Source organism: Terrabacter sp. 2RAF25 (assembly GCF_052115265.1).
Taxonomy (GTDB): Bacteria; Actinomycetota; Actinomycetes; order Actinomycetales; family Dermatophilaceae; genus Terrabacter.
The window spans coordinates 664,390-684,324 of record NZ_JBFRGJ010000001.1 but is presented as its reverse complement, the minus strand read 5'-3'; the positions used below and the strand labels follow the sequence as shown (position 1 = coordinate 684,324).

At 71.1% G+C, this 19,935-nt stretch carries 15 protein-coding genes; 5 read left to right on the top strand and 10 right to left on the bottom strand.

Going from position 1 to position 19,935, the window contains the following annotated elements:
- Positions 1 to 37: 37 nt before the first annotated feature.
- Both AB4091_RS03245 and AB4091_RS03240 read left to right on the top strand, forming a co-directional pair.
- Positions 38 to 625 (top strand): SigE family RNA polymerase sigma factor, encoded by a 588-nt coding sequence (locus AB4091_RS03245; protein ID WP_442290273.1) that lies wholly within the window; start codon positions 38 to 40, stop codon positions 623 to 625.
- Entirely contained in the window at positions 622 to 1,755 is a 1,134-nt protein-coding gene (locus AB4091_RS03240; protein WP_442290272.1) for a hypothetical protein, read from the top strand. Before AB4091_RS03245 ends, AB4091_RS03240 begins: the two co-directional genes overlap by 4 nt.
- 9 nt (positions 1,756 to 1,764) lie before the next feature.
- Here AB4091_RS03240 and AB4091_RS03235 read toward each other — a convergent pair whose 3' ends face one another.
- A complete protein-coding gene (locus tag AB4091_RS03235; RefSeq protein WP_442290271.1) occupies positions 1,765 to 2,307 on the bottom strand; it encodes a MaoC family dehydratase in 543 nt (180 codons plus the stop codon).
- Positions 2,308 to 2,402: 95 nt separating this feature from the next.
- Entirely contained in the window at positions 2,403 to 3,950 is a 1,548-nt protein-coding gene (locus AB4091_RS03230; protein WP_442290270.1) for a threonine/serine ThrE exporter family protein, read from the bottom strand.
- Positions 3,951 to 4,197: 247 nt separating this feature from the next.
- On the opposite strand from AB4091_RS03230, the gene AB4091_RS03225 reads away from it, so the two are divergent.
- Entirely contained in the window at positions 4,198 to 5,742 is a 1,545-nt protein-coding gene (locus AB4091_RS03225) for an aminopeptidase P family protein (protein WP_442290269.1), read from the top strand.
- Here AB4091_RS03225 and AB4091_RS03220 read toward each other — a convergent pair.
- The 5 genes from AB4091_RS03220 to AB4091_RS03200 all read right to left on the bottom strand — a co-directional run bounded on the left by AB4091_RS03220 (position 5,739) and on the right by AB4091_RS03200 (position 13,222).
- Positions 5,739 to 6,935 (bottom strand): hypothetical protein, encoded by a 1,197-nt coding sequence (locus AB4091_RS03220; RefSeq protein ID WP_442290268.1) that lies wholly within the window; start codon positions 6,933 to 6,935, stop codon positions 5,739 to 5,741. The genes AB4091_RS03225 and AB4091_RS03220 overlap by 4 nt on opposite strands.
- 91 nt (positions 6,936 to 7,026) lie before the next feature.
- A complete protein-coding gene (locus AB4091_RS03215) occupies positions 7,027 to 7,650 on the bottom strand; it encodes a general stress protein (RefSeq protein ID WP_442290267.1) in 624 nt (207 codons plus the stop codon).
- Between the two features lie 40 nt (positions 7,651 to 7,690).
- A complete protein-coding gene (locus AB4091_RS03210; RefSeq protein WP_442290266.1) occupies positions 7,691 to 8,890 on the bottom strand; it encodes an acyl-CoA dehydrogenase family protein in 1,200 nt (399 codons plus the stop codon).
- Between the two features lie 131 nt (positions 8,891 to 9,021).
- Positions 9,022 to 9,897: a caspase family protein gene (locus AB4091_RS03205; RefSeq protein ID WP_442290265.1), complete on the bottom strand. Its 876-nt coding sequence runs from the start codon at positions 9,895 to 9,897 to the stop codon at positions 9,022 to 9,024.
- A 61-nt stretch (positions 9,898 to 9,958) separates the two neighbouring features.
- Entirely contained in the window at positions 9,959 to 13,222 is a 3,264-nt protein-coding gene (locus AB4091_RS03200) for a DUF7379 domain-containing protein (protein ID WP_442290264.1), read from the bottom strand.
- Positions 13,223 to 13,403: 181 nt separating this feature from the next.
- Between AB4091_RS03200 and AB4091_RS03195 the strand changes: the two genes are divergently transcribed.
- Together AB4091_RS03195 and AB4091_RS03190 are read left to right on the top strand one after the other, a co-directional pair.
- A complete protein-coding gene (locus AB4091_RS03195; RefSeq protein ID WP_442290263.1) occupies positions 13,404 to 14,342 on the top strand; it encodes a peptidoglycan-binding domain-containing protein in 939 nt (312 codons plus the stop codon).
- Between the two features lie 155 nt (positions 14,343 to 14,497).
- Positions 14,498 to 15,406, top strand: a complete 909-nt coding sequence (locus AB4091_RS03190) for a serine protein kinase RIO (RefSeq protein WP_442290262.1) — start codon at positions 14,498 to 14,500, stop codon at positions 15,404 to 15,406.
- A 105-nt stretch (positions 15,407 to 15,511) separates the two neighbouring features.
- Here the strand turns inward: AB4091_RS03190 and AB4091_RS03185 are convergent, their stop codons facing one another.
- From AB4091_RS03185 to proS, 3 genes are all read right to left on the bottom strand, one after another.
- Positions 15,512 to 17,428 (bottom strand): hypothetical protein, encoded by a 1,917-nt coding sequence (locus AB4091_RS03185; RefSeq protein WP_442290261.1) that lies wholly within the window; start codon positions 17,426 to 17,428, stop codon positions 15,512 to 15,514.
- A 211-nt stretch (positions 17,429 to 17,639) separates the two neighbouring features.
- Positions 17,640 to 18,296 (bottom strand): nitroreductase family protein, encoded by a 657-nt coding sequence (locus AB4091_RS03180; RefSeq protein ID WP_442290260.1) that lies wholly within the window; start codon positions 18,294 to 18,296, stop codon positions 17,640 to 17,642.
- A 221-nt stretch (positions 18,297 to 18,517) separates the two neighbouring features.
- Complete coding sequence (gene proS / locus AB4091_RS03175) at positions 18,518 to 19,927, bottom strand: proline--tRNA ligase (RefSeq protein ID WP_442290259.1); 1,410 nt, start codon at positions 19,925 to 19,927, stop codon at positions 18,518 to 18,520.
- Between the last annotated feature and the right edge of the window lie 8 nt (positions 19,928 to 19,935).

The window sequence follows — 19,935 nt, the reverse complement described above, 5'->3', positions numbered from 1 at the left end:
GTAGTACGGGCATGACCATCACGGACAGGGGAACGACGTGAGCCGCCGCATCAACGCCCGCGACGCCGACTTCTCGGCGTTCATGGAGCAGGCCGGCCCCGCGCTGCTGCGAACGGCCTGGCTCCTGACCGGCGACCACCACCGCGCGCAGGAGCTGGCCCAGGCGTCACTCGTCAAGACGTACGTCGCCTGGCCGCGGGTGCGCGAGGGCGAGGCTCTGGCGTACGCGCGACGCATCCTCGTCAACCACCGCACCGACACGTGGCGCTCGACGCGTCGCGAGGTGACGACCGACGCCCCACCCGACACTGCCGCACCGCCATCTCGTCGCGACGAGACGGCGGCGACCGATGACCGCGACCAGGTCGTCCGGCTGCTGCGCGCACTGCCCGAGCAGCAGCGCAAGGTCGTCGTGCTGCGCTACTACGCCGACCTCTCCGAGCAGGCCACCGCCGACGCACTCGGCATCTCCGTCGGCGCCGTCAAGAGCGCCGGTTCCCGCGGGCTGGCCGCCCTGCGTGCCGCCCTCGCCCGAGGTCCGGGAGCCGACGCTGGCGACGAGGCGCAGCCGTTGAGCCCGGCTGAGTCCGGCCGACCCACGCCCCGAGAGAGGACTGCCCGATGACGACGACCCCCACTCCCGACGCAGACGTCCGTGCGGCCCTCGACGACGCGAGCCGTGTCGCCGGTCTCACGTTCAACCCCGAGTCCGTGCTGGTCGACGGGCACCGCGCCGTCCGACGTCGCCGAGCCACCGCGACAGCGCTTGGCGTCGCGGTGACGGCCGTCGTCGCCGCCGTGGCGGTGCAGGTCGGCGCAGGTCGCACCGACCCCGTGCCGGCCGCGCCGCCGACCGCCTCCTTGACGACGCCCCCAGCGCCCCCGGCGCCGACGGGGCCACTGACCGGCACCACGGCGAGTGACGGCATCCGGCAGGGAAAGAGCTTCGACCTGACCGCCACTGCCCAGGCCGACGGCCGAGTCCGCGAGACCTGGACGTTCTACCAGGGCAGCACGAAGGTGGACGCCGTCACCCGGACCACCGCCGCCACCGCGGTGGGGCAGGTCAGCCTCATCACTCCCGACCAGTCGGGTCAGGCCGGGGTCGTCTACGGCTACCTCGTCACCGGAACGGTGGAGGGCACGGTCATGGTCGAGGTCGCCACGGCCCCGGGGGCGCATCCGGGCCAGGGCACGTTCGGCAGTCTTCACGACGCCGCCACCGGCAGGGTCGCCGGCACGCTCTTCCTGCAGGAGCTCACCGGAGACCCGACGGCGAAGGACGTCATCGGCGTGACGTGGAACCGCACCACGGTCTCGGGCACGTCCGTGCGGTGGCTGGCCGACGGGGCCGCACTGAGGACCGAGCGCGGCACCGGCGACCCGCAGGTGGCGATCGTGACGGTGAGCCCGCGCACGTCCGTGCTCCTGTGGCGCGACGGCGACCGCTTCTCCTCAGGGGTGCGGTCGGGCCCCCTTGCGGTGACCGACCCCGGCACCCTGCAGGTGACCACCCAGCCGCAGCGCAAGGGAGCAGCCGGCCGGGAGCACGACCTCGCCGTGGGCTGGGTCGCGAGCACGTCGGTCACGCTCACCTCGACCGACCCGGCCGACGCGTTCACCGTCACCTATGGCGCGTCGGTGGACGGGCGCACCCCGTTCGTCGCTCGCTCGACCAACCCCGACGTCAAGGGAAAGGTCACCGTCACCGGCGGCGGCGAGACGCAGACCCTGACGGCCTGGGACCCGTCCTGAGCCTCCTGGTCAGGCCGGGGAGGCGGGGTCGGGCCCGGGCCAGTTGCGGTCGGGCACGGGGGTCGGCCGACCGGGCTGCTCCCCGCCCCGCGCCTCGAGGTAGCTCCCCTTCGGCACCATCACCTTGCGGCGGAAGATGCACACGACCGTGCCGTCCTGCTTGTAGCCGATCGTCTCGACGTGCACGACGCCGCGGTCGTCCTTCGAGGTCGACTCCCACTTGTCGAGCACGCGCGTCTCGCCGTAGAGGGTGTCGCCGTGGAAGGTCGGCGCGACGTGGCGCAGCGACTCGATCTCGAGGTTGGCGATGGCCTTGCCGCTGACGTCGGGCACCGACATGCCGAGCAGGATCGAGTAGACGTAGTTGCCGACGACGACGTTCTGGCCGAACTGCGTCGTCTCCCCCGCGAAGTGGGTGTCGAGGTGCAGCGGGTGGTGGTTCATCGTCAGCAGGCAGAAGAGGTGGTCGTCGTACTCCGTGACAGTCTTTCCGGGCCAGTGCTTGTAGACCGCCCCGACCTCGAACTCCTCGTAGCTGCGCCCGAACTGCATCCCAACTCCTCTGACCGACGACACGCGAAAAGCCAACGGCTCCCAGCCTGCCGGAGCACACGGCATACGACCACGGGCGTATGCCGTGTGCTTGCTCACGGTCGCTGCGTGGCCTCCGCGTCGGGCTCGACCGGCTCGGTGCGCTCCATCGGCTCGGCCGGCTCGGCCGGCTCGACCGGCTCGACGCGCTCGGCCGGCGCCGTCACCGCGCCGAGCTCGCCCGTGTCGGACAGGACGGGCGCCGAAGAGAGACTCCCGTCGGGCACGGGGTCGACCGGCAGGGTCGCGCCGGCGGCGGGACGGGGCCGCACGCCCTGGGACCGGGCCACGAGCAGGCCGGCGAAGTACGTGCCGAGCGACACCCCGGCCGCGAGCCCGAGGCCGAGGCCGAACGCCTGCACGAGGGTGGGCACACCGACGGCGAACCCGTTGCCGTCGGGGTTCGTGACCAGTTGCGAGATGCCCTCGTAGGCCATGCGACCCGGCAGCAGCGGCACGATCGCCGCGGTGGTGACGGCGAGCGCCGAGATGGTCAGCCGTTTGGCGACGAGCCGTGACGCGAAACCCACGACGAGCGCCGCCATGGCAGAACCGGTGACGGCGCCGAGCTGGAGCGCCCGCTCGCCGACTGCGAGGATCGCCCACCCGAGCCCACCCGCGACGCCGGCGACGGCGACCGCCCGGCCGCTCGCGTACGACATGACCGCGAAGGCGACGGAGATGACGACGGCGCACACGACCTGCAGGGCCACGTTGTCGGTGAGCAGGGTCTGCGAGCTGATCGCGATCGGGTAGTCGAGGCGCTTGCCGAGCGAGAGCACGATCGAGATGCCGACGGCGATGCCGAGCGAGAGCACGACCACCTCGAACGCGCGCGCACCGGCAGTGACGTAGTAGCCCTCGAGGGCGTCTTCGGCCGCACCCACGACCGAGAGCCCCGACAGCAGGAGCACGATGCCGGACGCCACGACGAGCGAAGGGGAGACGTCGCCGAAGAACGTGACGCCCTTCGACTGGGCGACGACGACGAGGGTCGCGACGGCCGTCGGGATGGCGGCGGCCACGATCTGGGCGAAGAACGCGGCGACCCCGGCACCCGTGAGCCAGTTCAGGACGCGGCCGACGATCGTGGCGGTGACGAAGCTGATCGCGACGATGAAGACGCCGGCCCCGACGAGCGCTGCCGCGCCGGCCGCCAGGGCACCGCCGGCCACGGCCACGAGCCAGCGGCGGTACGGGTGCGGGGCGGTGATCACCGCGTCGAAGCGCACCCGCGCCTCCTCGACGGGCACGGGGTCCTGCGACAGGTCGACGATGAGCCCACGCAGCCGCTCGAGCCGCGTGTAGTCCTGGACCCGGAACCGCACGATGCGCAGCACCGTGATCGGGTCGGCGTTCGGGCCACGGTGGTAGGAGACCGACACCGAGGTGTAGGTGACGTCCACGTGCACGGAGGAGAGTCCGTACGCCTTCGTCAGCGTGAGCACGGTCGCCGTGACGTCGGCCGCGGCAGCGCCCGTCGCGACCATCGCCACCCCGGCCCGCATCGCGAGGTCGATGACGGCGAGGGCCGTGTGCGAGTCGACCCCGTCAGGGGTGGTCCAGATCGGGATCTCGTCGGTCGGTGGCCCGCTCGGTCTCATCGCCCGCCGGGTGCTCGCGCGCAGCGAGGGAAGCGTGCGGTGCGAAGTGGTCGGCCGGGACGTTCGCTCGGTGGGGGCCACCCCCAGACTGTATGCCGCGAAGGCTCGGTCCCAGGTACCCCGCAGGGGTGTCCCGAGGCACCGCCGGCACCGGGTCGGGGATCGGGGCGGGAGCCTGCTGCGAGACCACGCACGCCCGCAAACCGGGTTCGGCGGGCCCACCGCTTCGTGACACCATGGCCCGGTGATGAGTGAAGAGCAGAAGACCTCTCCGAGCCGCAAGCGCCCGACGACCGACGAGTTCCGGGCGTTCGTCGCGACCAGCTGGGCGCCCCGCAGCACCGAGGTGACCCCTCGGGCCGAGGTCGCCGACCACGCAGCCCGACGCCGTGAGGCCGTCAGCGTGGCCTTCCCGGGTGAGCGCCTCGTCGTTCCGGCCGGCGGGCTCAAAGTCCGCAGCAACGACACCGACTACGTCTTCCGCCCGCACAGCGCCTTCGCGCACCTCACCGGTCTCGGGAGCGACCGCGAGCCCGACGCCGTGCTCGTCCTCGAGCCGCGCCGAGGCGACGGGGCCGACGACGGCGCGCTCGGCCATGAGGCCATCCTCTACTTCCGCCCGCTCGCCGACCGCGACACCGAGGAGTTCTTCGGCGACTCCCGCTACGGCGAGTTCTGGGTCGGCGCCCGCCCGACCCTCGCCGACATCGAGGCCGAGCTCGGCGTGACCGCACGCCACATCGACGAGTTCCCCGACGCCGTCGGCAAGGACGCCGGCGAGGTGACCGTCCGCGTCGTGCGTGATGCCGACGCCGAGATCGCCGCCCGCGTCGACCGGGCCCGCGCGGCCGTCGCCGAGACGCAGGACGCCACCGAGGCCGAGACCCGCGCCGACCGGCAGCGCGAGGCCGACGAGCAGCTCGCCCACTTCCTCTCGACGCTGCGACTCGTCAAGGACGAGTGGGAGGTCGAGCAGATGCGCGACGCCGTCGACGGCACCCACAAGGGCTTCGACGCCGTCATAGCCGACCTGCCCGAGGCCGTGCGCCGCGGGCGCGGTGAGCGCTGGGTCGAGGGCGTCTTCGGACTCCACGCCCGCCACCACGGCAACGGCGTCGGCTACGACTCGATCTGCGCGAGCGGCGACCACGCCAACACGCTGCACTGGATCAAGAACACCGGCGACGTCAAGAACGGCGACCTGCTGCTCCTCGACGCCGGCGTCGAGGTCGACTCGCTCTTCACCGCCGACATCACCCGCACGCTGCCCGTCAGCGGCACGTTCACCGACGCGCAGCGCCGCATCTACGACGCCGTGTACGCCGCCCAGGAGGCCGGCATCGCGGCCTGCAAGCCGGGCAACAAGTTCAGCGACGTCCATGCCGCCGCGATCCGCGTCATCGCCGAGCACCTCCACGCGTGGGGGCTGCTCCCGGAGGGCGTCGACGTCGACGGCACCCTCGACGCCGACCACGGCCAGTACCACCGCCGTTGGATGGTGCACGGCACCAGCCACCACCTCGGCCTCGACGTGCACGACTGCGCGCTCGCAACCCGCGAGGAGTACTCCGACGCCGAGCTGAAGCCGGGCATGGTCCTCACCGTCGAGCCGGGCCTCTACTTCAAGGCCGACGACGAGCTGGTTCCCGACGAGTTCCGCGGCAACGGCGTGCGCATCGAGGACGACATCCTCATCACCGACGACGGTTGCGAGAACCTCTCGGCCGCGATGCCGCGCAGCAGCGCCGACGTCGAGGCCTGGATCGCCGGCATCTGGGGCAACCGGAGCTAGCGCGTCGGCGGGGTCTCGGTCGGTTGGTTCGGCGGAGTCGGCTGGACGCCGCCGCCGGGCGAGCCGGGGACCTCGGTCACCCCTCCGGGTGCCGGCGCCGGGAGCGGTGGCGGACCGACCGAGCCGTTCGACGACACCGAGCCGTCCGACGACACCGAGCCGTTCGGGTCGGGCCCGGGGATCGGCGGGCTCCACTGCTCCACGAGGGCGACCAGCCCGCCGGCGTCCTGGCTGTCGAGACCGGAGCCCAGCACCGCCGGGTCGCAGTCCGGGTCCACAGTGACCTGCACGCTCGGCCCGACGGCATACCGGAGCACGAGAGTGAACCGGCGATCGGACGTCTTGCCCGAAGGCCGGCACGTCTGGCCGGTCGGTTTGGTGCTGAGAGCGCGGAGGGCAGCCACCACCTCGGCCGACCGGCCGGCGTCGAGGGCGGTGGCGTGGGTCCAGCCGTCGACGCCCCGGCGACACACGACCACCGTCGGCCCCCCGCCGGGCGCGAGCAGGCGGTCGTCGCCGAGCCGTCCCCACGACCGCACGCGGCACGACTCGTCGGCCACCGTCGGGCGGCGCGTCGTGCCGAAGGTCTCGTCCAGGGCGATACCGAGCGGCGCCCCCGAGACGAAGTCACCGTTCGTCGTGGCCGAGCACGCGTTGGCGTCGGCCTTGGCAGCGACCCACACGATCGCGTCGCCGTAGGCGGCCCCGACGAGGTATGCCGTCTCGTTGCCTGCCATGGCCGTGCACGCCCGGGGCCGGAGGTCGGAGCGTGGCGCCCACGTCAGGGTCTCGACGACGGAGGTGCGCTGCGCCTCGGTTGCGACCGTGCGCCGCTTCAGCGGGAACGGAGCCGTGAGCGGCGTGGTCGCCATGATGTCCATGACGGGGTAGGCACAGACGACGAGCGACACCGGGGGGCGTTGCGGGAGCAGGCGCGCCGCTCCGTCGACGCCCTGCGGCTTCTCGGGCACGGTCATGCCCTCGGCGTGCTGGAGGGAGGCCGGGCACTGGAGAGCCCCGTCGGGCGCGAAGGGCTGGGTCGTCAGCGGGCGCACCGCGGCCGTCGGCGCGGCACCGGGGTCCTCGACGGTGCTGCTGCCGCAGGCCGCCAGCGCGAGCGCCACGACGGGAGCCAGCGCCACGGCCGCGAGAACCGGGCGCACGGCATACGGGAGGGGTCTGCGAGCCGACATCGCGTGCTCCTTCGTCGGGATCCGTCACCCGGTAGGACACCTGGCGGCGCCGGTTCGTTGCAGCCGGTGAGCGGTGGCTGAGCTCGACGCGTCAGCCGGCAGGCGGCGGGGGCGCGTCGCCCGACCGGGTGGGCACGCTCGGCGCCGCGGAAGGGTCAGCCGTCGTGCCCGGGTGCGGCGTCACGGGCGCGCTGCCGATGCTCGACTGGCCACCGACGGCGATGCCGGCCTTGGCGAGGATGTCGCGCCCCTGCTGGGCCACCTTGTGCTCGGCGAAGACCTCGTAGCGGGTGGCCACGACCTGGCTCACCGACGAGAAGTCGCGCGCACCACGCGTGAAGGCGTAGCCGACCAGCGACCAGATGAGGCCGAACACCGCCCCGTACAGAGCGGTCGACAGCAGCAGGGTGAGGGCGCTGGTGGGCTTCGAGAACAGCGACAGGATGAGCCCGACGAAGAGGCCTAGCCAGACGCCGGAGAGCAGGCCCCCGAGCGCGACCCGACCCCACGTCAGCCGGGCGGTGACCCGCTCCAGCTGCTTGAGGTCGGTGCCGACGATGAGGCAGTTCTCGACCGGGAACTGGTTGTCGGACAACGTGTCGACGGCCTTCTGGGCGTCCTCGTACTTCTCGAAGACGCCGAGCGACATGGGGTACTCCAAGGACAGCGTCGCGAATCCCTGGCGTCCCCCCGGACCCTTCGGTTGCAGGCTCATGTCACCATCCTCGCATCCGGCGGGCCGGGTATCGGGTTCGTCAGGCCTTGAGCTTGTAGTCCTCGACGAGCCGCCGGCCGATGATCATCCGCTGGATGTCGGCGGTGCCCTCGCCGATGAGCAGCATCGGGGCCTCGCGGTAGAGGCGCTCGATCTCGTACTCCTTGGAGTAGCCGTAACCACCGTGGATGCGGAAGCTGTCCTCGACGACCTGCGAGCAGTACTCGGACGCAAGGTACTTCGCCATGCCAGCCTCGAGGTCGTTGCGCTGACCCGAGTCCTTCTTGCGGGCGGCTTTGACCATCATCTCGTGCGCGGCCTCGACCTTGACGGCCATGTCGGCGAGGCGGAAGAGCACGGCCTGGTGGTCGACGATCTTCTTGCCGAACGTCTCGCGCTGCTGCGCGTAGGAGACCCCGAGCTCGAAAGCCCTTCTCGCGACACCGCATCCGCGGGCGGCGACGTTGACGCGGCCCACCTCGACGCCGTCCATCATCTGGTAGAAGCCCTTGCCCGGCTCGCCGCCGAGGATCTGCGCGTCGGTCGTGCGGTGCCCCTCGAAGATGAGCTCGGTCGTGTCGACGCCCTTGTAGCCCATCTTGTCGATCTTGCCGGGCACCGTGACGCCCTGGGCGGTCTCGCCGAAGCCCGACTCCTTGTCGACGAGGAAGGTCGTCATGTTCCGGTAGACCGAGTCGGCACCGGTGTCGGTCTTGACGAGCACGGCCACGAGGTTGGCCGAGCCACCGTTGGTGAGCCACATCTTCTGGCCGTTGATGGTCCAGTCGCCGTCGTCGCCCTTGACGGCCTTGGTCTTGATGGCGGACACGTCCGAGCCGCAGCCCGGCTCGCTCATCGAGAAGGCGCCGCGGATCTCTCCGGTCGCCATCTTCGGCAGGTAGTGCTGCTTCTGCTCCTCGGTGCCGTGCTGGAGCACCATGTAGGCGACGATGAAGTGCGTGTTGATGATGCCGCTGACGCTCATCCAGCCGCGCGCGATCTCCTCGACACAGAGGGCGTAGGTCAGCAGCGACTCGCCGAGACCGCCGTACTCCTCGGGGATCATCAGGCCGAAGATGCCCATCTCCTTCATGCCGTCGACGATGGCCTGCGGGTACTCGTCCTTGTGCTCGAGCTCCGTGGCGACGGGGATGATCTGCTCCTCGACGAACTCGCGCACGAGCTTGACGAGCTCGTGCTGCTCCTCGGTGAGGCCTTCGGTCTGCTGGAGTCGGGACATGCGGGGATCGCCACCTTGCGAGTGCGTCGGGCTGGGACAACTCCGACCGAGTATGCCGCCGCGCCGGCTGCCCGGTCAGCGCGCTCGCGTGTGAGTACCGACACCTGTGTCGTGGGTCACCGCAGGCCGTCCTACCAGAGCTGTCCGAAGCCGACCTTCTTCGACTTGACCGGGCCCTCGAGGGTCGAGCGCTGGCTGAAGTCGCCGGCCTTGAGTCCTGCGGTGACCGTGCGCAGCAGCTCGGTGCGCGTGGCCCCGGGCACCTCCCTCATGGCCTTGAGGAAGAGGTAGGTGAAGGCGCCGTTGGAGCGGCCGTCGAAGGTCGCGTCGGACGCCGTCTGGTCGGGTCTGCAGGCGGCGAACAGCACGGGCTTGCTGGCCGTGCCGCGGCTCCTCGTCAGCTCGACGAGGGCCTTGCGGTCCACGGTGCGCACCGGCACGACGGCCCGCAGCGCCCGGGTCTGCTCCAGGCCGCGGCGGGTCGGCGCGGGGAGGAACCGTGGCTTGCGGCCGAGCAGCTGGGCCTGCATGACCTCGTCGAGGTCCTTGAGGCCCGTGCCGCTGTGGCAGGTGTCGAGCAGCACCTCGAGCAGCACCCCGGACGGGACCCGGGCGAAGAGGTCGCGCAGCTCGTCGTCGACGATGACGGTGTCGCGGTCCCACTGGTCGCCCTTCTGGCGGATGTCGTAGCACGCGAAGGCCTCGTCGAGCCCGTCGGGCTCGTCGTCGCCGCCCGGCTCGTTGGGCACCTGGGTGCCGTGGCTGGAGATCGTGAGGACGAGGTGGTCGCCCGCCTTGGCCGTCGTCACGAGCTGGGTCAAGGCCGCCATCACGGCCTTCTTCGTCGCGGCCGCGTCGGTGAGCACGGTCGTCGACCTGGCGGTGAAGCCCAGTGGCCGCAACGCCTTCGCGATGTCGTTGGCGTCGTTGGCGCAGCCGGCGAGCCAGCTCGTCTGCGGCAGCGACGCGAACTCGTTGATCCCCACGCACAGAGCCCTGCGTGCCATGGTCGTTCCTTCCTTCTCCTGAGCCCACCAGAGGGTGGGATCGACTGGGGCGTATGCCGTCTCAGACCGTCTCGAGCACGGCGTCGGGTCTCGCGTAGACGACGTACGCGAGCCAGGTCGGGTCGCCCGCGTCGCGTGCGGCCTCGCGGGCGACGGCGCTGGCGCGTGACATCTGGGTGCCCTTGAGCAGCTCGTCGTAGAGCGTCTCGACGAAGACCCTCGCCGGCTCCTCCCGGACCGACCAGAGGCACGAGACGAAGGCCGAGGCCCCGGCGTCGAGGAACGCCTTGGCGAAACCGCCGACGGTGGTGAGCAGCTCGCCCGAGCGCCCGGTCTGGCAGGCGTTCAGCACCACGAGCGGGCCGGCGACCTGTGGGTCGGTCCAGTCGGCGTTCTGCTTGACGTCGTTGGAGCTGAGGTACTGCTCGTGCACGGTCGCGCCGCGCCTCTGCCCGCGGAGCAGGACCTTGGCATCGGCGATGTCGTCGGAGCGCGCGGCTCCGTGGCCGGAGAAGTGCAGCAGGTCGAACCCACCCCCGCGCAGCAGCCGTTCGACGCCGTCGGGCGTCGCAGTCACGGGCTTGGCACCGAACCGCTCCTTGAGGTAACCGGCCTCGGCGACCCCGACGTCGTTCTTGAACATCGGGTTCGCGTAGACGGGGCAGATCGAGCGGGCCCGACCGCGACGCACCCGCATGCGCTGCGGGGGGAAGCTGCCGAGCTGCCACCGCACCAGTCCACCGGAGGCGAGGAAGCGCGGCGTCGTGCCCCGTTTGCCGCGTGGCGGCTTGAGGTGAACGAGCTCCCACGGGACGGAGGGCTCGTCGGTGTAGACGATGAGGTCGTGCACCCGGTCCCGGTGCTCCCAGAGACAGGCCTGCAGGTCCTCCGGGAAGAACTGGTCGAAGAGCAGCGTGCCGGTGTTCTGCAGCTGTGACATCCTCTGGCGCGCAGTGAGATCCGGGTCCTTGATGACCCGCTCGACCTCCGTGATGCGTTGCTGCACGAAGTCGTCCGACCCGATGATGGGCGCCGACTCGAACGTGCGGACGGGCTCGCCCGGCACGAGGCGGAGCGCGTAGCTGTAGACCCGCTCCCCCGTCACCCGGCGGCTCTCGACGATGTCGAGACAGGGCACACCCTGGAGCTCGGGGGCATCGACCCCCGTGTGGACCACCGCCGTCACCGGTTGCGGTTCGAGCAGCGTCGAGCCCGCGGCAGCGGCCTCGAGCGACAGCGTGGCGATGATCACGCTGCCCTGCCGGAGCACGATCGTGACCCGCACCGGCCCGACGGCGAGGGCCCGCACACGGAACGTGAGCTCGGCGGCCCAGTCGTCGCTGGCGGGCAGGCCGAACGGCTTGGGCGCGGGCTCCAGCACCTGGGCGTTGTCCTTGGCGTAGACCTGCACGCTCACGGCCTGCGTCGCATCGACCTGGACCGACTCGGCGACGTGGACCGTTCCGGCGGTGGGCGTGAGTGCCACGCGGGACAGGCGGATCCGCACGGTGAACTCCGACCCGGATGTCACCGTGGACGGCATCTCGGCGGCCAGCTCGGCACGCGTGTCCAGAGTCGGCCCGGGCCCTGGTGGGGGCTCGGCCGCCGGCGCCGGAGGCGGTTCGGCTTCCGCTCCCACCGGCTCGGCCGCGTCGGGGAGCTCGAGACCCCGGTCGTCGGGTGGCAGCGCCGCCGTCATCCAGTCCGGCAGGTGCGACTCGTCGTCAGAGGCGCCGAGGCCGAGCGGCAGCCACTGTGAGATCTGGCCGATCACCTGGAGCTGGGCGAAGTAGTTGACGTGGTGGACGACGTCGTTGGTGCCGAGCGCGCACGTCTCGGTCACGTGGAGCCCGGAGCCACCGACCGTCGACATCGAGTCGGTGTCGACGACGAGGTCGTTGCGCCCCTCGAAGAGCCCGTCGACGAAGCCCTCGGCCAACCGGACCGCGAGCTCCCGGGGGAACTCCGGCGGGTTGTGGTGGTCGTCGAAGAGCGACACGTGGAAGTCGGAGGTCACGGCGTACCACCTCGGCTCGTCGCGCCGCCGAGCGGCCCGCACCGCGTCGAGGGCGGTCACGAAGGCCCCTCCCGGGCGCATCGCGGCCAGGCCCGGCACGCCGTCGTCCCCGGCCGCGCTCGACGCGAGGAGCTTCACGAGCGCCCCGACGCCGCGCACCACACCACCGACGATCGCGCTGAACGGGGCGCCACCGGGCACGAGAGCGAGAGCGCCCGCCGTCACCATGACGAGGTTCGTGTAGAGGTCGACGAGGTCGTGCCAGCGTTCCGGGTCCGCAAGGTGCGTTCCGGCGTTCGTCGCTGCGACGAGCACGACCGAGCCGACCGTGGCGCGCAGCCCCGAGGCCGGCAGCACCGCCTCGACGAACGAGCGCGTCACGAGCCCCCCGCGACTGTGCGTGATGACGTCGATGACGAGCTCGCCGCCGAACGGCTCGAGAAGCGCCAGCAGGTCACGGGCGTTGCGCTCCGGGTCGACGCTGAGCGTGCGGTGGTCGAAGCCGAGAACGGCGTCGTATGCCGACACCAGCGTGTCGACGAAGCCCTCGGCCCCCGGCGTGACCGCGAGCGCGCCGAAGGCACCGGCCGTCGAGGAGAAGGTGCCGTGCACGAGGAGCAGCACCCGGGCGGGGTATTCGGTCGGGAGCCCCACCGCACCGATCGACTCGACCGGCTTCCACGCGTCCAGCGAACCGCCGGTCACGTGCACGAGCCCGGTGCGCACGCCGGACTCGAGGTGCTCGATGACCTCGTCGACGACGGCCGGCACGGCGAAGCGCAGGACGACGGCCTGCAGCGCGCCGTGTGCGAGGTGGCCGAGCAGGCCACGGTCGGAACGGTGCATCACTCCCGCACGAACGCCTTCGCGCGTCTTGGGACGCGTCGGTGGCCGCGGCTGCGTCGGCAGGGCGAACGAGACGGTTCGCCCTCCGGGGTCGACCGACCGGGTCCGCTCCCCGGCGCCCCCACGCACCGGCAGGTGCCACGAGTAGACCCCGTCGCGTTCGAGCAGCACGACGGCGTCGTCCCCGGCGTGCACGTCGACGTCGATGTGCACGGTGCCCCGTCGGTTCGGGGCAGGTGGCGCGTCGAGGTCGCGCCCGCGACGGGGTGCCAGGTCGATGCGGTCGACGACGACGAAGTCGCTGTCGCCGAGGAGGCCGACCAGCGCAGCCCGTTCGGCCGCGCGTGGACCGGGAAGCGGAAGATCTCGGTCCGCACGGTCCGGAGCACCGGCAGCGGACACGTCGTAGTCGCGGGGGGCGCGCACGCGCACCGCTCCCCCACCGAAGGACGCGGACGGCATACCTGGGCTCCCTCCCTGACGCTCCTCCTGCTGACACCGTAGAGGCGGACGAGGGGCTTGGTGATACAACGCCGGAACCCGTCGCGATGGGTAGCGCTCCCCATTCCGCGCCGGTCGCCGCGCTCCTACGGTCGGTCCCGCGGGGCGCCACAGGGGAACCCCGACGACGAAGGGACAAGACATGGGTTCCACAACCCTGCGGCGCCGTCCGGGTGCCTCTCGAGCGGCGCGCGCCGTCAGCACGATCCTGGCGGCCCTGGCCGTTGCGGCAGTCACCGTCATCGGGCACGAGGCGCCCGCGCAGGCCGTCACGTCGCTCACCACCCGCCAGCTGCAGCAGGACCTCTGGGGCCTGCTCTACTACGCGGGCCCCATCGACGGGGTCAACGGCTCGGGCACCAAGGCGGCCGTCAAGGCCTTCCAGAAGGACAACTGCCTCGGCCAGGACGGCGTCGCGGGGCCGGCCACACAGCCCAAGGTCATCGCCAAGGTCAAGGCGGTCCAGGCGAAGGCGGCCACGACGGCTGACGGCATCTACGGCCCGGTCACGACGAGCAGGGTCAAGGCGTACCAGAAGGCGCACGGCATACCGACGGGCGGACAGGCCGGCCCGCAGACGATGCGTGCGATGGGGATCACCCCGGTGCTCAGCTGCGCCCCCAAGCCGCCGACCGGGGGCTCGACCGTCGGCGGCACCATCTTGCGCACCGAGGTCCTGGCCCGGGCGAAGTACTGGACCGACCAGCGGGTGCCGTACAGCATGAACCGCTACACCGGCGACCCGCACGGACGCCAGTACCGCACTGACTGTTCGGGATTCGTCTCGATGGCGTGGCACCTCTCGTCGTCGCTCTCGACGGTGACGCTGCCGAGGGTCTCGCACCGCATCACCAAGAGTGAGCTGCGCCCCGGTGACGTGCTGCTCAAGGGCGGCCCCGGGTCGGCAGGCGCCTCGGGCCACGTCGTGCTCTTCCGCGGCTGGGCCAACTCGGCCCACACGTCGTACTACGCGAGCGAGGAGTCCGGCTCGCACGGTGCCATCGCCCGCACGGTCCCCTACCCGTACTTCTCCGGCTACGGCACGTTCCTGCCCTACCGGTACAACAAGATCGCCGGCTGAACCACCGGCGAAAACCGGTTGCACTCCGTGTGCCGCTGCGCCAGTCTCTACCCGAGCGCTGCGGCACACGGCCGCGCACCAGGACCCAAGGAGGGTGACATGTCCATCACGGCTCCGGGCACGCCTGCCCACACCCCTTCTTCCTTGGAGTTCTCTTGTCATTCCACGCTTTTCACGAAGACGAGCACGAGGTCTTCGACGCCCGCCTGACTGGCAGGCGGCCCGCCGACCTCGACGTCGAAGACTTCGCGTACGACTCGCTGCCCGATGCGCCGCCGGAGGGCGAGCGGTGGTCGAGCTGGGACGGCGCGACCCACGGTCCCAAGCCGCGGCCCGACTGGGTCATCACCGACCTGGGCGCGGTCGAGACCGACCTCGGCGTGCTGAAGACGGGCAAGGAGGCCGACGTCCACCTGGTGCGCAGGTGGGTGCCGGGCTCCCCTGACCGAGACGTCATCATGGCCGGCAAGCGCTACCGGTCGAGCAAGAACCGCCTCTTCCACCGCGACTCGGGCTATCTCGAGGGACGGCGCGTGCGCAAGTCGCGCGAGACACGGGCCATCCGGACCCGCACCTCGTTCGGCAAGGAGCTGATCAGTGGCCTCTGGGCCTTCGCCGAGTTCGAGACGCTGGTCAGGCTGTGGCACGAGGGGCTGCCCGTGCCCTACCCCGTGCAGATGTCCGACGACGAGATGCTGATGGAGTTCATCGGCTCTCCCGACGGGCAGGCCGCACCGCGGCTCGCCCAGACGAGGCCCGACCCGGTCCTGCTGCCGGTGCTGTTCGAACAGCTGCGCGAGGCGATGCTCGGGCTCGCCGAGCTCGGCTGGGCGCACGGCGACCTGTCGCCCTACAACGTGCTGCTCGACGGCCAGGGCGACGAGTCGCGGCTGGTCCTCATCGACTGGCCACAGGTCGTCGACGTCATCGGCAACCCGCACGGGCCGGAGTTCCTCGAACGGGACACGCACAACATGTGCGACTGGTTCACTCGTCGTGGGTATGCGGTCGACGAAGGTCTGCTCTTCGGTGACCTGATCGCCGCGGCGACGTCCCGCTGGTGACCGAGGCGAGGACCGCAGAGAACAGCCCGGTGGAGGCCACCCGTTCGTGGGGTGACCTCCACCGGCTGTCAGGCCCGTCCGCATGCAGTCGGGCGCGGCTCGGGGTCAGCTCACGTTGACCTTGCTGATCCGGGTGCCCCAGTTGGCCAGCGACGTCCGTGTGCCGCCGCAGGACCCGACGGGCGCGGTCGTGTACTGCGCCAGCGTGCACGACTGCCCGATGTACTCCGACGCGATCCAGATCGACTTGCCGTCGACGGCGGCCGCACCGTAGTCACCCCAGCGGGGACGTGCCGGCGCCGGGTCGTTGAAGACCTTCGTCCCGCTGAAGCCGTCCTGGGGGCCGACGCCTTCGGCCGCCACCGTCACGTCGCCGGCCCCCGCGAGCGCGTCCATGCTCGTGTAGGCCGCGCTCGGGAAGTGGTCCGCACCGACCAGGGTGAACGCCATGACGCCGCGTCCGCTCGGGGTCACGCCGATCGCCGGATAGGTGACGTTGTTGCCGGCGACGGCCACGTAGCCGCTCTTGGCGAGCGATGCGCTGAGGCCGCCCGAGACTGAGGGCTTGACGACGAAGTACTCGATGCCTGCCTTGTTCTCCCCGCCCACCGTGATCGCGGTGTCGAGAGCGCCCCAGAGCTTGCCGTTCGCCAGCGTCACCTGCTGCATGCGGGTGTCATTGCTGTCGAGCGGCGACTCGGCCTCCGGCTTGAACGGGTCCGGCACTCCGAGAAGGAAGCTCGTCGCGCACGGGTCCGAGTTGAGGCACTCGACGAGCGGCACGGGGCCCACCTTCTGGTCGGCCTTCGGCGGCACCGCATATCCGTTCACCGGGAGCACGACGTGGCTGAGGGCGACGGCCGGCGTGCCACCGAGGCTGGAGGTGTTCGTCAGCGCCCACACGAGGAGCTGGGTCGACGAACCGCCACCGTTGGCCTCGTCCGCTGCGTTCGAGCTGAGGAAGTACTCCGTGCCTCCCGCGCCGGTCGCGAACTGGCCGGGCGAGGACACTGCCGGCCAGACAGTGAAGCCCGCGTTCCCGTTGTCCATCCCCGCAGTGTCGACCTGCGTCACCGCGACGGTCGCCGAGTTCGCGGCGAGAGCTGCCTTGGAGAAGGCGTAGACCTGCGCACCATGGAAGCCGTCGGCGAAGAACGGGTACTCGTTCGTCGTGATGTAGAAGCCGTTCGCGTCGGCGCCGATGTGCGGGTAGTCGCCCAGGCAGAAGCCGCCGGCGCACTGGTGGTCGGGCGTGCCAGCGGTCCCGTTGTCCTGCGCGGCCAGCCGGTAGACCTTCCACGAGCCCGTCGGGTCGGCCGTGGTGCTCACAGCGGTGTCGAGGTGGTTGGTGCCGGTGAAGTCACCTGTCCCGGGGTCAACGTCCAGCGTCAGCACGGTGAGGAACCAGCGCTGGGACGCCGCGTCGAACAGGCAGCTCGGGTCGGTCACGAACGGGCCCTGAACGTTCGTCGTGCGGTTGATCGCCGCGGGGTAGCCCAGGAACGTGTTGAGGTCCACGACGCCGGTGACCGCGATGCCGCTCGTGTCGAAGACTCGCAGCACGTCGTTGGTGGCCTCGAGAACCCTGCCGTTACCGACGCACAGGCCTTGGTCGGGTGGTTCGAGCGAGAACTGGTTGCCGCCGTTGGCGAGACGCTGATTCCGGTGGTTCAGTCCCGCGAAGCTCAGCGCCAGGTCGGTGTGCGACTTGGTGACTGTCGAGCTCGCAGCGTGTGACCCGCTCCGGCCGGGCCGGCTGTTGGATCGGTTCGTGATGACCTTGTCCGAAGGTTGTGCACCTGCGTCGGAACCGCCCGCCCGGATCTCGGGGAACTGGAGTCCGTCTGCGCCGGTCGACACCCGGCCGAACTGAGCGGAGCCACTGCTCGAGATGAGCCGTGTGAGACCAGTGCCGCTGGCGACGGCCTGCTGCGGAGCCAGGGCGACCACGCCACCGGCCAGTGCGAGCGCGGCAACTGTCGCGCCCACGAGCGGGCTACTTCTGAAGAGCTTCCATTTCATGACGCCTCCATGCCTCCACGCATTCGGGCCGGCGACTGTGACATGGGTCACGCCCAGTCAGAACGGTAGGCCGCACAGGGTGGTGGTGGGAAGTGATCTGGCGTTCTCGTCGAACACGGGCTCGGCTCTCCGGCGAGCCGAGAGTGCTCTTCGAGGGGAAACAGCCTGACACGCAGCACATTTCGGTCACGACGGAATGTGCCGGTGGTGCTCACTCGTCCAGGAAGTCGGCAGGGTGGCCGAACTTGCCCGAGTGCACGAACGCCTCGAGCGGCAGGCGCGAGCGTGGTAGGCGCGCCCGGGAGCGAACCCAGTCCGGCATCTCGGCGTCGCCGTCCGGCCCCGCGGGCAGGCCGAGCGCGATGCCCGTCGTCACCGCCCAGTGCGCCGGCACCGCGAAGGCCTCGGCGGCCGCCCGGTGGTCGAAGCCGCCGAACTGGCGCACCTGCAGCCCCATCGATCGGGCCTGCACGGTGATGTGCGCGACCGCCTGGCCGAGGTCGAACATCGCGTAGTCGCTGTAGGCGATCTCGTGGTCCTCGTCGGTCGCGACCTGGTGCAGGGTCAGGATGATGGCCGAGGCCGACGGGGCCCAGACCTGGTTGGCCGACGACAGCAGCTCGACCATCGCGGCGTGGGTGTCGTCTCCGCGCAGCCCGACGATGAAGCCCCAGGGCTGCGAGTTGCCGGCCGAGGGCGACCAGCGCGCCGCCTCGAGGATCGCGCGCAACGCGTCCGGCGACAGCGTGTGGGAGCGGTCGTAGACGAGGACGCTCTCGCGGTCGCGCAACAGGGGCGTCAGCGTCTCCGGCTGCGCCGTCGGTCCCGCAGGCGTGTGCCGTCCGTTCGGCACCGTGGTGTCACTCACGTCGCGCTCACCTTCCTGACCCGGTCGCCGGCCTTCTCACCCACGGTCAACGATGCCCGACGCCGCTCTCTTCCCCCGCCACCTGTGCCCAGCGCCACTCCCCCGACCAATCGAGAGAACACTCCGTCACGCCCGGCGCCGGCCGACGGACCGCCACGACACGGCATACGGAGGCGTGCGCGTGCAGGAACGCCGCGTTCGTGGCGGTCCGTCTGCCGCGGTCAGTACGCGCGGCCGACGACGGCGAGCACGCCCTCGTCGTCCTCGGACCCGGGCACGGACCCGTCGGGCATCGTCAGACAGCGGACCGTCACGGCCGACTCGGCGAGGGTGGCCTCGCCCTCGGTCCCGAGCGTCGACCACGGGATCGTGGCCCAGCCGGTGCGGGCCGCCTCGGCGGCCTCGCCGAGGGTCGTGACCGCGGAGGTGTTGGCCTGCTGGTGAGCCAGCGCGGCGGCATACAACGTGCCGTGGTCCTCGTCGAGCGCACTCGTCACGGAGTCGACGACGCCTCCGAGCGGGACGGCGGTCTTGTCGCCGGCCACGCGCCGGGCCACGGTGACGCTGCCCTCGGCGAGGTCACGGGGACCGACCTCGACGCGCACCGGGATGCCCTTGAGCGCCGCGTCGACCGCCCGTCGCCCGAAGGGGGTGTCGACACGAGCGTCGAGCTCGGCCCGCACGCCTCGGGCGAGCAGGTCCGAGACGAGCTGCTCGGCCGCCGCGACGACGCCTTCACCGTCCTTGACGACGAGGACCAACGCCTGGACGGGCGCGAGTCGCGGAGGCACACGCAGGCCGGCGTCGTCGCCGTGGCACATGATCAGGCCACCGAGCATACGGGTCGAGGTTCCCCACGACGTCGTCCAGCAGGTCTCCTGGCGCGACTGCTCGGAGAGGTAGGTGATGTCGAACGCCTTGGCGAAGTTCTGCCCGAGCTCATGGCTCGTGCCCATCTGGAGGGCCTTGCCGTCGCGCATCATCGCTTCCAGCGCAAGGGTGTTCGTCGCCCCGGCGAAGCGCTCGCGAGCGGTCTTGCTACCGAGAACCACTGGCATCGCAAGGATCTCGCGCATGAACACGGCGTAGACGTCGGCGTGGATGCGCCTCGCGTACGCGCGAGCTTCCGCCTCGGTCGCGTGTGCCGTGTGACCCTCCTGCCAGAGGAACTCGCTGGTGCGCAAGAAGACTCGCGGCCGCATCTCCCAGCGCACGACGTTGGCCCACTGGTTGAGCAGCAGCGGCAGGTCACGGTAGCTCTGGGTCCACTTCGCCATGTACTCGCCGATGACCGTCTCGGACGTCGGGCGCACGACGACCTTCTCCTCGAGCTCCTTGCCGCCGGCGTGCGTGACGACCGCGAGCTCGGGACTGAAGCCCTCGACGTGCTCGGCCTCGCGGGTGAGGTAGGACTCGGGGATGAAGAGCGGGAAGTACGCGTTCTTGGCGCCGGCCTCCTTGATGCGCCGGTCCATGTCGGCCTGCATGCGCTCCCAGATCGCATAGCCGTACGGTCGGATGACCATGGTGCCGCGCACCGGCCCGTTGTCGGCCAGCTCCGCCTTGGCGACGACGTCCTGGTACCAGCGGGGAAAGTCCTCTGACTGAGGAGTGAGCACGGTCTTGGGCATGGGGCCGA